Consider the following 14,337-nt stretch of genomic DNA (forward strand, 5'->3'; position numbering starts at 1 on the left):
CAGGACCCGCCCAACCGTGCAGGGCGGGTGGCACCGGCACCGTCACAGGGCGCCGCCACGCAGCTCATGTCACGGGACACGGGACGGCCATTGAGGTGACACCCGCGCCTCGTGCGCGGTGGTCGGCGTCAACGAATGAGATCCCCAGGGTACGTCCCCCCGCGGACGGGCCATCCGCCGCCCACCCGAGGCGGAGATCGGCCGGCTCACGGGGGCACCCGCGTGGGGTCCGCGCACACCATCACGGGTCGCCGACGTCGGCGTGCGCGGGGCATCACCCGTGCGGTGTGCGAAGCTTGCTGACCGTGGACTCCGCGCGGCGCACACCCGCCTCCCGGCGGCGGGTTCTGGCGGGGCTGGGCACGATCGCGCTGGCCGCGGCAACCGGTGCCGGCTGTTCCCGGACCGGATCGACCGGAGCCGGCGTGCCCGGGCGGGCCCTGTCGGCCGCGGATGTGGCCGCCGCCCGGGCCGCGGTCACCCGCGCGGCGGCGCTCGCGGTCGCCTACGGCACGGCCGCCCAGCGACATCCGGCGCGGCGTGCCCTGTTCGAGACCCTGCGTGACCATCACGAGGTCGCCGTCACCACCGTCGCCGCGCAGGTCCCGGCGGCCGCCCCCACGACAGTCCCACCCGCCACGGCGACCGGACCCGCCGGGCGCCCCACCACCGCGGCGCCGACCCGGGCGAACGGCGAGGTACCGGCTGACCTGTTGCCGGCCGGCACCGACGACTCGCCCGCCGCGCTCCACGCCACGATCGAGACCCTGCACGGCGCCGAGAGCGCCGCCACCACCGCGGCCCGCGGCGACGCCCTCGAGGTCAGTGGGCTGCTCGCCCCCCTGTTCGCGAGCCTGTTCGCCGCCGGAAGCGCCCAGAGCGAAATGCTCGACCGGGACGGCGACCCCGCCCTGGCCACGGCGACGACCACACCGACGGCCTCGCCCGCCGCGACCGCACCGGCGACATCAGCGACCTCGGCGGCGAACCCGACGGCGGCGCGGGTGGCCGCACCACCACCGCAGGCAGCCATCCTGCGGGCCCTGACCACCATGCTCGCGGCCAGCCATGGCGCGATCTATGCGACGGCCACGGCCGGCGGGGCGCTCGCCCCACAGGCGGCGACAGCGGCGGGTGCGCTCGCCCGCCAGCGCGCCCGCGAGGGCTGGCGGGCCCATCTGCGGCTACGCGACCAGCTGATCGCCCAGATCGAGGCGCGCGGTGGCGCGCCGGTGCCGGCACTGGCCGCCTACCGGCTGCCGACCACACCGGTCGACGTGCCCACCGCCCTGCGCCTGCTGGGCCAGGTCGAGGACGTCTGCGCGGCCGCCGCCCACGACGCCACCGCGCAGGTCGGCACCGACCTGCGGGCACTCACCGTCGACGCGCTGGCCGGGATGGCGCTGCGGGCCCAGCGGGCCCGGCTGGCCGCCGGCGCGTCGCCGGCCACCGCCAGCCGTGCCCTGCCCGGTGCGACCTGACCGGTGCGACCTGACCGACGGGCCCGGACCCCCGCGTCCGCCGCGGTGCGGATCTCACCTGGTCGCGGTCGCGGCCCGGTCGAGGTGCTGGCGTGGGCGTGGTCTCAGCGCGCGCTCCACGCGCCGGGCTCACCGCTGAGCGAGGTGACGATCTCGGGCAGCCGGCCACCGGCGACGTCCGCGAGGGTCACGTTCTCCAGCACCCGGCGCAGGTTCACCCGGACGGCGATCCACACGTCCTGCAGGTTCTTGGCGGCGCCCTCGTAGTGGGCGTCCTCCGGACGTCGGCCACGCACACTGGCCAGCGGACCGTCGGTCACCCGGATCACCGAGGCGATCGTGATCTCGCCGGCGGGCCGGCCCAGCTGATAGCCGCCGTCGGCCCCGCGCCGACTCTGGACGAACCCCGCCCGACGCAGATCGGTGAGGATGTTCTCGAGGAAGCGCAGCGGCAGATCCTGGGCTTGGGCCAGCGACTCGCCCTTGACGAGTTGCCCGTCACTCGCCGCCAACGTCAGGAGTGCGCGCAGCGCGTAGTCGGCGCGAGCGGAGATCTGCATGCAGCCATTGTGCCGGCGACGTGCGCCGACGTGCCGACCGGTCAGGATTGACCGGCTTCACCACCACCATTCGCACCGCCGCCGTCGTGGCCGATCGCGCCCGGGCCAGCCGGCGGGTAACCCGCGGCTGTGGCCTCGGCGGACCCGGGCGCCGCCGTGTTCCTCGACCGGCCGCGCTGCGCGGCGCGCACCGCCGAGTTACCCTCGGCCACCAGCCCACGACGGGCCCGCAGCTGACGATCGGCGGCGTTGAAGGCGGCGTCGACGACCACACCGATGAAGAAGATGGTGATCATCGAGGCCATCACGCCGACCGCGTCGAGCAGTTCGCGGGAGTTCTGCAGGTCCGCCCCGATCGACGGGTGCCCGGGCACGATCACCAGGAGCTCACCGGCCATCAGACTGCGCCAGGAGAAGGCCCAGCCCTGTTTGAGTCCGGCCAGCACCGAGGGCAGCGCCGCCGGCGCCACGACGTACCGGTAGAGCGAGAACCCGCGGGCACCCATGCTGCGGCCCACCCGGACCAGCAGCGGCGGCACATAGTCGACGCCGTAGATCACGCCGTTGGCGATCGAGGGGGCCGCGCCGAGGATGACCACGAACAGGATCGCCGACTCGCTCAGCTTGAACAGCAGGATGGCCAGCGGGAACCAGACGACCGAGGGCATCGTCTGCAGTGAGGTGATGAACGATCCGATCGCCGTGCGCAGCACGGTGAACCGGGCGACCGCCAGACCGACCACGCCGCCGATCACCACGGCGAGCGCGTAGCCCTTGAGCGCCCGCACGATGGTGCGGACCAGCGCGTCCCAGAAGTGGCCGGTGCCCAGGCGGCTGCCGAACTCCCGCAACGCCGACACCGGGCCGGGCAGCACATAGGTGGGCTTCCAGCCCGACCAGACCACCAGCTGCCAGACCAGCAGGAACACGACGAGCGCGCCGATCTTCGGCCAAGCCGCCGCCCAGGCCCGACCCGCCAGCGGCCGGCTCTGCGCGGTCGGGATGTCCAGCGCGTCCAGACCGGCGAGGACACCCGGGTCAAGGTCGTCCGCCGCGGTCCGGGTGTCACCCGGCGCGCTGGTGTCGCCCTTGGTCAGGGAACTCCGGTTGATGCCGATGTCAGTGGCCATGACGGCCGACCTCCTCACGCAGCCGAGTGGTCACCCGGGTGGCGAGTTCGGCCACCTGGGTCGAGTCGATCCGTCGTGGTCGGTCGATGTCGACGTCGAAGACCTCGGCCACCCGCCCGGGCCGGGACGACAGCAGCACGATGCGGTCCCCGAGCCGGACGGCCTCCCGCACGTCGTGGGTCACGAAGATGACCGTGACCCCGGTCTGCCGCCAGATCCGTTCGAGCTCGTCGTGCAACAGGTCCCGGGTCATCGCGTCGAGCGCGCCGAACGGCTCGTCCATGCACAGGATGTCGGCCTCCTGCGCGAAGGCCCGGGCGAGGCTGACCCGTTGGCGCATCCCACCGGAGAGCTCGTGCGGGCGACGGTCCGCCATCCCGGCGAGGCGGACCATCGAGAGCAGCTCGTCCACCCGGGCTCGACGTTCGGCCCTGCGGATGCCGCGCAGCCGCAGCGGTACCTCGACGTTGCCGCCGGCGGTCAGCCACGGCAGCAACGCGGAGTCCTGGAACATCATCCCGGTCCGCCGACCGGCGGTGTCCACCGTGCCGGTCGACGGGGCGTCCAGGCCGGCGATCAGCCCGAGCAGGGTCGACTTACCGCAGCCCGACGCGCCGAGCAGACAGAGGAACTCCCCGGACCGGACGTCCAGGCTCACGTTGTCCAGGGCCTGTACCTGGGCTGCGCCGGTGCCGAAGAACCGGCTGACGCCGTCGATGCGCAGGGCCGTGTCGGGCAGGACTGCGGTCATGGGTTGTTCCCCCGGTCGAACTGGTCGCGGGCCCCGGTGCTGACCGGGGCCCGCCCTACGAATGATCAGGAATCGGCGACGGTGGCCTTGCCCTGCTTGGTCAGGACGTCGTTGAGCGTGGTGAGATCGAAGATCCCGTCCAGCTTGGCGCCCTTGAGCAGGCCAAGCTCCTCCTGGTGCTGGGCCGACAGCAGCAGCGACTTCGCGATCGGGTCCGGGGTGAAGGTGAGCGACTTCCAGGCCGAGGCGAGCACCTTGTCGGGCAGCGGCTTGCCGGTGAGCTTGCTCAGCGCGGTGTTGGCGACCGTCGCACCCGCGGCCAGGTCGGCGTTGAGCCCGTTGATCGACTCCACGTTCGCCGTGACGAGGCGCCGGACGATCTCCGGGTTCTTCTTGAGGTAGTCGGTGCGCACGATCAGCAGCGTGGTGACGAACTTGCCGTTCGTCTCGGGCCACTGGTCGGCCTCGTTGACGAGCACCTTGCCGCCGGCGGCCACCAGCCGGGACGCGGTCGGCTCGGGCACCCAGGCGCCGTCGATCGCCTTGTTCTGGAAGGCGTCCACCGTCAGGGAGTTGTCCTGCGGCTTGATCGAGACGTCACCGCCACCCTGGGTGTCGGTCTTGAGGCCGTTCTTCTTCAGGAAGTAGCGCAGCGCCACGTCCTGCGTGTTGGCCAGACCCGGGGTGGCGATCGTCTTGCCCTTGAGGTCGGCGACCGAGGCGATCTCGGGCCGGACCACCAGGGACGCGCCACCGGAGGTCACCCCGGAGATGATCCGGATCGCATCACCGTTGGACTTGATGAAGCTGTTGACCGCGGGGTTCGGGCCGATGTAGCCGGCGTCGATCGCGCCGGAGAGGATCGCCTCGCCCTCCTGCGTACCGGAGTTGAACGTCGCGGGCTTCAGCGTGACCCCGGAGCCGAGGTCCTTGGTGAAGATGCCCTTCTCGACCCCGTACAGCGCCGGCGCGTGGGTGAGGTTCGGGAAGTAGCCCAGCCGGAGCGTTCCGCTGACCTGGCCGGGCGTGGAGCTGGTCGAGTCGACCGACGAGCCGTCGCTGCCCGAACTGGAGCAGCCGACCAACGCGAGCGCCACGGCGCCCACGGTGATCAGTGGCGTCAGAGCACGCCACAAGCGGCTCGATTTCATGTAAACCCCCAGTTCACGCGGGCGATGGCCCGCGCCATGCAAGTCGATCGAAGTCATCGGGATGGTAAGCATCCCAGATAACCCCGATACTGGCCATGTGCGGCCATCGTCCGGACATGGTTGCGCAACAATTCACACCACATCGCCACACATTCGGCGCAAAACGGACGACGCCGGTGGTCCGGGGGTCGAGCGCGGGGTCAGAACAGGAGCACGGGGTCAGAACAGGATCGAGGCGAAGGTGTCGACCCGCTGGAAACCGACCCGCTCGTAGACCCGCCGGGCGGCATGGTTGAAGTCGTTCACGTACAGGCTGACCTTCGGCGCCAGCGCGGCGCGGGCCAGCGCGACGACACTCGCGGTGCCGGCCGCGCCGAGCCCGCGGCCACGCAGCGCCGGGTCGACCCAGACCCCCTGGATCTGGCAGACATCCCCGGCGACCGCGCCGACCTCGGCCTTGAACAGCACCCGGCCGTCGACGATGTGGGCGAACGAGCGGCGTTGGCCGATGAACTCGGCGACGCGGGCCCGGTAGAGGGTGCCGCCGTCGGCGAGCACCGGCGACACGCCGATCTCCTCGGTGAACATGGCGATGCAGGCCGGCAGCAGGACATCCAGCTCGTCGGGCCGCACAGGCCGCACGAGCGGATCGGGGGCGACCAGCGGCGGACCGTCGATGACCAGCAGCGGCTGGTCATCGCGGATCTCGCGGGCCCGGCCCCAGACCGGCTCCAGATAGCGCCACATCGTCATGACCGACGAGGAGAGACCGACGACGGAGGAGCATCTCCGGCCCTGGCGGCGGGCCCGTTCGGCGAACAGTCTCGCCGACACCGGACCCGCCGCGACGGGCCAGAGATTGGCTCCGGAGTAACACACCGCGGCCAGATGTCCGTCCACCAGGTGGCCCCACATCTCGGCGCCGAGGCGCCAGGGGTCCAGCCCGGCGGCCTCGACTCGCGAGGCCACGAAGACATCGGCGACGGGATTGCGGGCCAGCAGCTCACGCACCGCGGGAAGATCGCGGTCATCGAGCAGACGCGTCGGCGCGGAACGCAGCGGCAGGCCCATCCGGCGGACCGACTAGCTGACGGAGACGGTGGGCTCGCCGGAGGCGGTGCCCGCGTCCGTCATCTGCTCGGCCAGGCGCATGGCCTCCTCGATGAGGGTCTCCACGATCTGTGCCTCCGGCACCGTCTTGATCACCTCGCCGCGGACGAAGATCTGGCCCTTGCCGTTTCCGGAGGCCACGCCGAGGTCGGCCTCACGCGCCTCGCCCGGCCCGTTCACCACACATCCCATCACGGCGACGCGCAACGGGACCTCCATGCCCTCCAGGCCGGCGCTGACCTGGTTCGCGAGGGTGTAGACATCGACCTGGGCCCGCCCGCAGGACGGGCAGGACACGATCTCGAGCTTACGCTCGCGCAACCCCAGGGACTCCAGGATGGCGGAGCCGACCTTGACCTCCTCCACCGGCGGTGCGGACAGCGACACCCGGATGGTGTCGCCGATCCCCTCCGCCAGCAGCGCGCCGAAGGCCACCGACGACTTGACCGTCCCCTGGAACGCGGGGCCGGCCTCGGTGACACCGAGGTGCAGCGGGTAGTCGCAGGACTGGGCGAGCAGGCGGTAGGCCTGGATCATCACGACCGGGTCGTGGTGCTTCACCGAGATCTTGATCTCGCGGAAGTCGTGCTCCTCGAACAGCGAGCACTCCCACAGCGCCGACTCGGTAAGCGCCTCCGGGGTGGCCTTGCCGTACTTGGCCAGCAGGCGCTTGTCGAGCGAACCGGCGTTGACGCCGATCCGGATCGGGACGCCGGCGCCCTTGGCCGCGCGGGCGATCTCGCCGACCTTGTCATCGAAGGCCTTGATGTTGCCGGGGTTGACGCGGACCGCGGCGCAGCCGGCATCGATCGCGGCGAAGACGTACTTCGGCTGGAAGTGGATGTCGGCGATGATCGGGATCGGTGACTTGCGGGCGATCTCCGGCAGGGCGTCGGCATCGTCCTGGCTTGGTACCGCCACCCGGACGATCTGGCAGCCCGAGGCGGTGAGCTCGGCGATCTGCTGCAGGGTCGCGTTGACGTCCGAGGTCAACGTCGTGCACATGGACTGAACGGAGACCGGAGCGTCACCCCCGACCGGGACATTGCCCACGTGGATCTGCCGGCTCTTGCGCCGCGTACCGAGCGGTCGCGCCGGAGCGGATGGCATGCCCAGAGTAACGGTCACGTTGTCCTCACTGGCGAATCGAGAAAAGGGATCGACGTACGACTGATTCGGCCTGTCGACTGCGGGACGCAGGGCAGTAGTACGCAACGCGGCGGACTGCCCGGGTCGCCTCCGACCCGCGCCGGGCCACTGATGCGCGTCACTGGTTCAGACGGATGGGATTGATGATGTCGGCGGACAGCAGGAGCAGGCTGAACCCGAGCAGAACGACGACCGTGGCGTACGTGGCCGGTAGCAGCTTGGCGAAATCAACCCTTTTGACAGGTCCACGGTATCCCCGCAGCCGACGCAGGCCATGTCGGGCCTGTTCGAAGCCCAGGACGGCGATATGGCCACCGTCCAGCGGAAGCAGCGGGAGCAGGTTGAAGATTCCCACCGCCAGGTTGATCGCGGCGACCAGAACGAGGAACTGACGCAGCCGGTCAACACCGGAACTGTCCGGCGCCGACACGACATCCCCGCCGATGCGAGCCGCGCCCACCACGCTGATGAAGCCCTCTGGGTCCCGGTCCTTGTCGAAGATCTTACCCAGGTCGTCGAGGCGATGAGTCAGCGTGTCATACATCCCGGTGAACCCGGAGCCGATCACCGAGAACGTGTGCGGCACCGCGGCGAGCGGGCCGTAGTGCACCGTTTCGGTCCCCGGACGCACACCGAGCGCACCGACCGGATCGTTGCCGGCGGCGCCGGTCAGCCGGTTGCGCCGGACCTCGACGAGGTTCGGGGTGAGCGTGAGGTCGCGCCCGTCGCGGCGGACGACCAGCGTCGCCGGGCCGGCGCCGTGCTCGCGCACCTGGCGGGTGAACTGGGCCCAGCTGTCCACGGCCACGCCGTCGAAGCTGCGCACCCGGTCACCGGGACGCAGCCCGGCCGCCGCGGCGGGGCCGGGACCCGCGCAGGTCGCCGTCGCCGCCACACAGCTCGTCGACCCGATCTTCGACTCGCTGATCTGCGTGGTCCCCATCGTGACCAGTACCCCGTAGATCAGCACCATGGCGATGACGAAGTGCACGAACGACCCGGCTGACATGACCACGAGGCGGGCCCGGGCCGGCGCGTTGTAGAACGCCCGCGGCTCGTCCGCCGGATCGATCTCCTCCAGCGGCGTCATTCCCTCGATCTTCACGAAACCGCCGGCCGGGATGGCCTTGACCCCGTACTCGGTCTCGCCGCGGCGACGTGACCACAACGTCGGACCGAAACCCACGAAGAACTTCGACGCCTTCATGCCGTAGTGCCGCGCGGTCACGAAATGACCGGCCTCGTGCGCCACCACGGACACGAGCAGTGCGGCGGCGAACGCCACGATGCCGAGAATCTCCATCAGGCCGGCCTCCGCCGACAGGGACAGCTCACACTGCCTCCCGCTCGCTGTTGCGCCGGATCAGCCGCTGCGCGGTCTCGCGGGCGTCCCGCTCGGTGGCGAAGACCTCCTCGAGCGAAGGGTGATCGATCACCTGGTGCTCGGAGATCACCTCGGCCACCAGATCGACGATCCGGACGAAGGGCAGGCGACCGGCGAGGAAGGCCGCGACCGCCTCCTCGTTGGCCGCATTGAACACCGCGGGCGCCGTTCCGCCCCGGCGACCGGCCGTACGGGCCAGGTCCACCGCCGGAAAGGCCGTGGTGTCCAGCGGCTCGAAGGTCAGGGCCTGCGCACGGGTCCAGTCCATCGGCGGCTGCGCGTGGGCCACCCGGTCCGGCCAGCCCAGGGCGAGCGCGATCGGCAGGCGCATGTCCGGCGGGGAGACCTGGGCGATGGTGGAACCGTCGGTGAACTCGACCATCGAGTGCACCAGCGACTGGGGGTGCACGACGACCTCGATGTCGTCGTAGGGAACGCCGAAGAACAGGTGGGCCTCGATGAGCTCCAGACCCTTGTTCATCAGGGTGGCCGAGTTGATGGTCACCACCGGCCCCATGTCCCAGGTCGGATGGGCCAGCGCCTGCTCCCGGGTGACCGCGGCGAGCTCGTCGCGCCGACGGCCGCGGAAGGGCCCGCCGCTGGCCGTGAGGACCAGCTTGCGCACCTCCTCCTGCCGGCCGCCACGCAGGCACTGGGCCAGCGCCGAATGCTCGGAGTCGACCGGGACCAGCCGGTTCGGGTCGCCGCCGAGCGCGTCGAGCACGAGCGGACCGCCGGCGACCAGCGACTCCTTGTTCGCCAACGCCACCGTGTGCCCGGCGGCCAGCGCCGACAGCGTCGGAGCCAGACCCACCGACCCGGTGATGCCGTTGAGCACCGTGTCGCACGGCCAGGCCGCGATCTCACTGGCCGCGTCCGGCCCGGCGAGGATCTTCGGCACCGCGAACTCGCCCTTGCGGTAACCCCGCCGACTCGCCTCGGCGAAGAAGGCGAGCTGCAGATCCTGGGCCGCCGACGCCGCGGCCACACCCACCGCCTGCACGCCGAGATCGAGAGCCTGGGCCGCGAGCAGGTCGACCCTGGACCCGCCACCCATCAGCGCCACCACCCGGAAGCGCTCCGGATTGCGTCGCACGACGTCTATGGCCTGGGTTCCGATCGAGCCGGTGGACCCGAGCAGAACAACTTCACGCAGGTTCGAAGCCTCCACCACACCCACATTCTCGCAGGCCGCTCGCCGGGCCGGAGCCCCCCTGTTCGGTTCATGACAGGTACCACCCGATGATGCGCAATGGGTCCGAGGGGTAACCGTGATCGTGACGTCCGGGTCCACCCGTCCGGGCCGACCGGCAGGGGCCCCCTTCGCCGCCTGCTGCCGGCCCCGTTCAGCGGGCGCGCACGGCCCCGTTCTGGACGGCCGTGGTGGGCGTGACCTGCGGCGCGGGGGCGGTGGTCGCGGGTGTCTGCCCGTCGCCATCCACCGGTGGGGCCGTGGACCCGCTCGCCGTCGGCGCGGGCGCGGTGGGCGGCGCGCTCGCCCCCGCCGGGCCGCTCGGGGCGGTCGGGGTGGGGGCCTGCGGGGCCACCGACGGGCCCGGCACCGTGGTGCCACCACCGGTGGCGGCGTCACCGCCCAGGTCGGCCGCCGTCGGCGTGTAACCGAAGAAGGTGAGCGCGACGATGGTGGCGTTCAGTGCCATCGACGTCGCACCGCGCTCCGGGCGGGCCTGGGCGCCGGGCCAGGTGTGCCCGCCGGCCTGCATGACCAGCAGCCCGACGTCGCGGTCAGCCGGGCAGCCCGACCACACCGTGCGGGACCAGTCGGCGGTGTCGACGGCCGAGGAGCGGGCGCCCGAGCAGCCCAGCGCGGAGGCGTACCGGGCCAGCCGGTCGGGCGCCGGCTGGGCGACGCTGCCGGTGTACGGCGCCGCCCGCGCCGGCCCGCCACCGTCCAGCGGTGCGATCGGGTCCCCCGCCCCGTGGATCTCCAACAGGCTGGCGGACGGCCGAGCGCACGACGTCGGCAGCACACTCGCCGCCACCGCCACGGCCGCGACGAAGCGACCCGGCAGCCCGCACAGCGCGGTGAGCACCATGTCCGCGCCGTCGGCGTAGCCCACGGCGAAGATCCGCTCGACGTCCAGGCACATCTGGCCGGTCAGATCGTTGAGCAGCAGCCCGCTGAACAGCACGTCGTCGGGCCCGACCGCCGCCGAACGCGGGAAGTTCCACCGGGCGCGCTCCCCGACCGGGAAGGCGACCACGAACCCCGCTCTGGTGCCCTGGTCAGCCAGGTGCGTGTACGCCTCGAGATCGAACGCGCTCTGACCGGTGTCGTGGTAGCCGACGAGCAGCGGCAGCGGCCGGGCCGCGCCACCGGCCGCGCCGGTGGGCACCGCGAGCACGTAGGACCGGGTCACGCCGGCGACCTGCAGCGTGCGGGTACTGACCCCCGAGGGCAGCGTCCGACCGGTCACACAGCCACTGGTCGGCGGCGGGGGAACCGTTGGCGTCGGTGTGGCGGACGACGCCGCGGCCGCCCGCGGACTGTCCGAACCCGCCGGGCCGCCATCGGCCGCGGTCGTCCTCGCCGGGCCCGGCCCGCGCGACATCGCGTACCACAGCAACACCAGCAGGACGCCCACAGCCGCGACGATCGGCAGCCACACGGTGTTCGTCGTGCGGGTCCGGTGCCGCAGCGCCGCGCGACGTCGGCCCCCCGGCGGACTACCGGAGGCCACGGCGCTGGGCCGGTTCGGCGGCCAGTTGGCCGCAGGCGGCAGCGATCTCCCGCCCCCGGTTGTCACGCACCGTCGTGGAAATGCCACGCTCGCGCAACCGGCGAACGAACGCCCGCTGCCCGGACTCCGCGCTGGCCCGCCAGGACGAGCCGGCCGTCGGGTTGAGTGGGATCAGGTTCACGTGTGCCAACTGGCCGGAGAGCAGGGTGGCCAGGGCGTCCGCCCGAGGCACGTCGTCGTTGACGCCGTCGATCAACGCGTACTCGATGCTGACCCGCCGCCCGGTGCGCTCGGCGTAGGCCCACGCCGCGGCCAGCACCTCGGCCACCGGCCACCGGTTGTTGATCGGGACCAGTTCGTCGCGCAGTTCGTCGTCCGGCGCGTGCAGGGACACCGCGAGCGTCACCGGCAGTCGCTGCTCGGCCAGCCGGTGCATCGCCGGCACCAGGCCCACCGTGCTGACCGTGAGACCACGCGCGGACAGTCCGAGCCCCTCCGGCGGCTCGGCCACCAGACGGTGCAGCGCCGCGAGGAGAGCGTCGAAGTTGGCCAGCGGCTCCCCCATCCCCATGAAGACGACGTTCGACAGCCGCCGGTTGCCCTCGCCGAGGTCGCCACGGCGCAGCGCCCGCGCCGCGTGGACGACCTGCTCCACGATCTCCCCTGTCGACAGGTTGCGGGTCAGCCCGCCCTGACCGGTGGCGCAGAACGGGCAGCCCATCCCGCAGCCGGCCTGGCTGGAGACACAGACCGTGGCCCGGTCCGGATAGCGCATGATCACCGACTCGATGAGCGCGCCGTCCCCGGTCCGCCAGGCGATCTTGCGGGTCTGGCCGTCATCGCAGGTCAGTGTCTTGGCCGGGGTGAGCAGCCGCGGCAGCAGCGCCGCGAGCAGGGGCTCACGGATCCGCTCGGGCAGATCGGTCATCTGCGCGGCCGTGTCGGCGTCGAGCAGCCGGGCGAAGTAGTGCCGGGAGAGCTGGTCGGCACGGAAGGCCGGCAGGCCCAGCGAGACGGCGACCGCCCGACGATCCTCCCGGCAGAGATCGGCCAGGTGTCGGATGGGCCGCCCCGTCCGCCGCGACAGGGTCAGGCTGACCGACCGGTCGGCTGGCGCGGATGCCTGCGCCGTGGGGGCCGCTGGCGTGGGAGTCGCCGGCCCGGGTTGGGCTGACCCGGGTTGGGCTGACCCGGGTTGGGCTGACCCGGGTTGGGCTGACCCGGGTTGGGCTGACCCGGGTTGGGCTGACCCGGGTTGGGCTGACCCGGGTTGGGCGGTCGAGGAAGTCATAGCGGCTCCAGTGTGCCAGCCAGCCGCTGCCCAGACGAATACGGTGATTCGCCCCGGACCCGCGGGGCGGCCCGGACGTCCAGGTCAGCCGACGTCAGTGCAGGAAGGCTGTCAGCAACAGCCAGGAGACGGGAGCGGTGCACAGCAGCGAGTCCAGCCGGTCCATGATGCCGCCATGGCCGGGTAGCAGACTGCCCATGTCCTTGATACCGATGTCCCGTTTGAGCAGCGATTCGCCGAGATCCCCGACGGTGGCGGTGGCGGCGGTGGCCAGCCCCAGCAGCATCCCCTGCCAGGCATGCGCCCCCAGCGGCCAGGCGACCACCACCGCGGCGACGGTCACACAGGCGAACACGGAACCGGCGAAACCCTCCCAGGACTTCCCCGGTGACACGCTGGGTGCCAGCTTGTGGCGACCACCGGAGAGCACGCCGGCCGCGTAGCCACCGATGTCGCTGGCCACCACCGTGCCGATGAAGGCCAGCACCCGAAAGCTGCCCTGGGACGCCCCGGTCAGCAGCGCCGCGAACCCGGCGGGGAAGCCCACATAGGCGGCGACGAACACGATGCCGGCCAGATCACGCAGCAGTCCGCCGCTCGGCCCGAGGACCCGCATGACGATCGCGGCCGCGATCGTCACCAGCACCGCGGCCAGCAGGCCGTCCAGCCCACCGAGAAAGGCGACGGGAGGGATCACGAACGCGCCCACGGCCAGCGGCACGATCGGGATGCGCCGTCCGGTCAGGCGCAGCGCGCGGATGACCTCGACCGTCCCGATCGCGACCGCGGCACCGACCACGACGGTGAACGCCGCACGGACGGTGAACAGCGTGACCAGGATGATCGCGCCCAGCAACGCGCCGACGCCGATCGCCGCCGGTAGGTCGCGTCCCGCTCGGGACCGCCGGGGCGGGGCCGTCATCGGTGCTTCGGGGTTCGCGCTCTGCCCGCCGTCAACCACGGTCGGGCCGTTGACTGCCGTCATGAAGGCTTTCATCCCGACGCAGAAATCCGGTTCGAACAGGGCGACCCGCGCGGATCACACTGACAGCAGATCCGCTTCCTTGAGTCGGAGCAGCTCGTCGACCTGCCCGACATAGCGGTGCGTGGCCTCGTCGAGGTCCTTCTCCCCCCGGCGGCCCTCGTCCTCACCGGCGTCGCCGTCACGGACGATGCGGTCGATGGCGTCCTTGGCGTGTCGCCGCACGTTACGGATGCTGATCTTGGCGTCCTCGGCCTTGCCGCGCGCGACCTTGACCAGGTCCCGGCGACGCTGCTCGGACAGCTCCGGGAAGACGATCCGGATGATCGTGCCGTCGTTGCTGGGGTTGACGCCCAGATCCGAGTCCCGCACGGCCTTCTCGATCGCCGCCAGTGACGACTTGTCGTACGGCGTGACGATCACCATGCGTGGCTCGGGGATGTGGAACGACGCGAGCTGCTGTACGGGTGTCAGGGCACCGTAGTAGTCCACCACGATCTTGGAGAAGACCGCGGGGGTGATGCGGCCGGTACGGATGTTCGCGAAGTCCTCCTTGGCGACCGTGACGGCCTTCTCCATCTTCTCCTCAGCATCGAGAAGTGTGTCGTCGATCACCGCAGTTCCTTCCGTCCGCTGCTCGCTACGA

The 14,337-nt window shown here is 71.7% G+C and carries 13 protein-coding genes; 1 reads left to right on the forward strand and 12 read right to left on the reverse strand.

Going from position 1 to position 14,337, the window contains the following annotated elements; all coding sequences use genetic code 11:
• The first annotated feature begins 305 nt into the window (after window positions 1-305).
• On the forward strand, window positions 306-1,481 hold the full coding sequence (locus G6R24_RS21760) for a DUF4439 domain-containing protein (protein ID WP_225437907.1): 1,176 nt from the start codon (window positions 306-308) through the stop codon (window positions 1,479-1,481).
• Window positions 1,482-1,585: 104 nt separating this feature from the next.
• Here G6R24_RS21760 and G6R24_RS00140 read toward each other — a convergent pair whose 3' ends face one another.
• The 12 genes from G6R24_RS00140 to frr all read right to left on the reverse strand — a co-directional run bounded on the left by G6R24_RS00140 (window position 1,586) and on the right by frr (window position 14,306).
• On the reverse strand, window positions 1,586-2,041 hold the full coding sequence (locus G6R24_RS00140; protein WP_163546999.1) for an RrF2 family transcriptional regulator: 456 nt from the start codon (window positions 2,039-2,041) through the stop codon (window positions 1,586-1,588).
• A 41-nt stretch (window positions 2,042-2,082) separates the two neighbouring features.
• Window positions 2,083-3,171 carry an ABC transporter permease gene (locus G6R24_RS00145; protein ID WP_163547001.1) on the reverse strand — a complete coding sequence of 363 codons (1,089 nt, stop codon included), beginning with the start codon at window positions 3,169-3,171 and terminating at the stop codon, window positions 2,083-2,085.
• Complete coding sequence (locus tag G6R24_RS00150) at window positions 3,161-3,922, reverse strand: ABC transporter ATP-binding protein (protein WP_163547003.1); 762 nt, start codon at window positions 3,920-3,922, stop codon at window positions 3,161-3,163. The genes G6R24_RS00145 and G6R24_RS00150 overlap by 11 nt, the downstream gene beginning before the upstream one ends.
• 65 nt (window positions 3,923-3,987) lie before the next feature.
• The gene (locus tag G6R24_RS00155) at window positions 3,988-5,073 is read right to left on the reverse strand and encodes an ABC transporter substrate-binding protein (protein ID WP_163547005.1); all 1,086 of its coding nucleotides are present in this window, start codon (window positions 5,071-5,073) and stop codon (window positions 3,988-3,990) included.
• A 219-nt stretch (window positions 5,074-5,292) separates the two neighbouring features.
• The gene (locus G6R24_RS00160; RefSeq protein WP_163547007.1) at window positions 5,293-6,144 is read right to left on the reverse strand and encodes a GNAT family N-acetyltransferase; all 852 of its coding nucleotides are present in this window, start codon (window positions 6,142-6,144) and stop codon (window positions 5,293-5,295) included.
• Between the two features lie 12 nt (window positions 6,145-6,156).
• Entirely contained in the window at window positions 6,157-7,311 is a 1,155-nt protein-coding gene (gene ispG / locus G6R24_RS00165; RefSeq protein ID WP_163547009.1) for a flavodoxin-dependent (E)-4-hydroxy-3-methylbut-2-enyl-diphosphate synthase, read from the reverse strand.
• Between the two features lie 139 nt (window positions 7,312-7,450).
• Entirely contained in the window at window positions 7,451-8,635 is a 1,185-nt protein-coding gene (locus G6R24_RS00170; protein ID WP_163547011.1) for a M50 family metallopeptidase, read from the reverse strand.
• Window positions 8,636-8,663: 28 nt separating this feature from the next.
• Entirely contained in the window at window positions 8,664-9,887 is a 1,224-nt protein-coding gene (gene dxr, locus G6R24_RS00175; RefSeq protein ID WP_175084815.1) for a 1-deoxy-D-xylulose-5-phosphate reductoisomerase, read from the reverse strand.
• Window positions 9,888-10,062: 175 nt separating this feature from the next.
• Window positions 10,063-11,322, reverse strand: a complete 1,260-nt coding sequence (locus tag G6R24_RS00180) for a CE1 family esterase (RefSeq protein ID WP_225437891.1) — start codon at window positions 11,320-11,322, stop codon at window positions 10,063-10,065.
• Window positions 11,323-11,404: 82 nt separating this feature from the next.
• Window positions 11,405-12,709 carry a dual-specificity RNA methyltransferase RlmN gene (gene rlmN, locus G6R24_RS00185; RefSeq protein ID WP_163547017.1) on the reverse strand — a complete coding sequence of 435 codons (1,305 nt, stop codon included), beginning with the start codon at window positions 12,707-12,709 and terminating at the stop codon, window positions 11,405-11,407.
• Window positions 12,710-12,803: 94 nt separating this feature from the next.
• Window positions 12,804-13,694 (reverse strand): phosphatidate cytidylyltransferase, encoded by an 891-nt coding sequence (locus G6R24_RS00190; RefSeq protein ID WP_163547019.1) that lies wholly within the window; start codon window positions 13,692-13,694, stop codon window positions 12,804-12,806.
• A 54-nt stretch (window positions 13,695-13,748) separates the two neighbouring features.
• Window positions 13,749-14,306 carry a ribosome recycling factor gene (gene frr / locus G6R24_RS00195; RefSeq protein ID WP_163547021.1) on the reverse strand — a complete coding sequence of 186 codons (558 nt, stop codon included), beginning with the start codon at window positions 14,304-14,306 and terminating at the stop codon, window positions 13,749-13,751.
• Between the last annotated feature and the right edge of the window lie 31 nt (window positions 14,307-14,337).

Source organism: Candidatus Frankia nodulisporulans (assembly GCF_902806475.1).
Classification (GTDB): Bacteria; Actinomycetota; Actinomycetes; order Frankiales; family Frankiaceae; genus Frankia; species Frankia umida.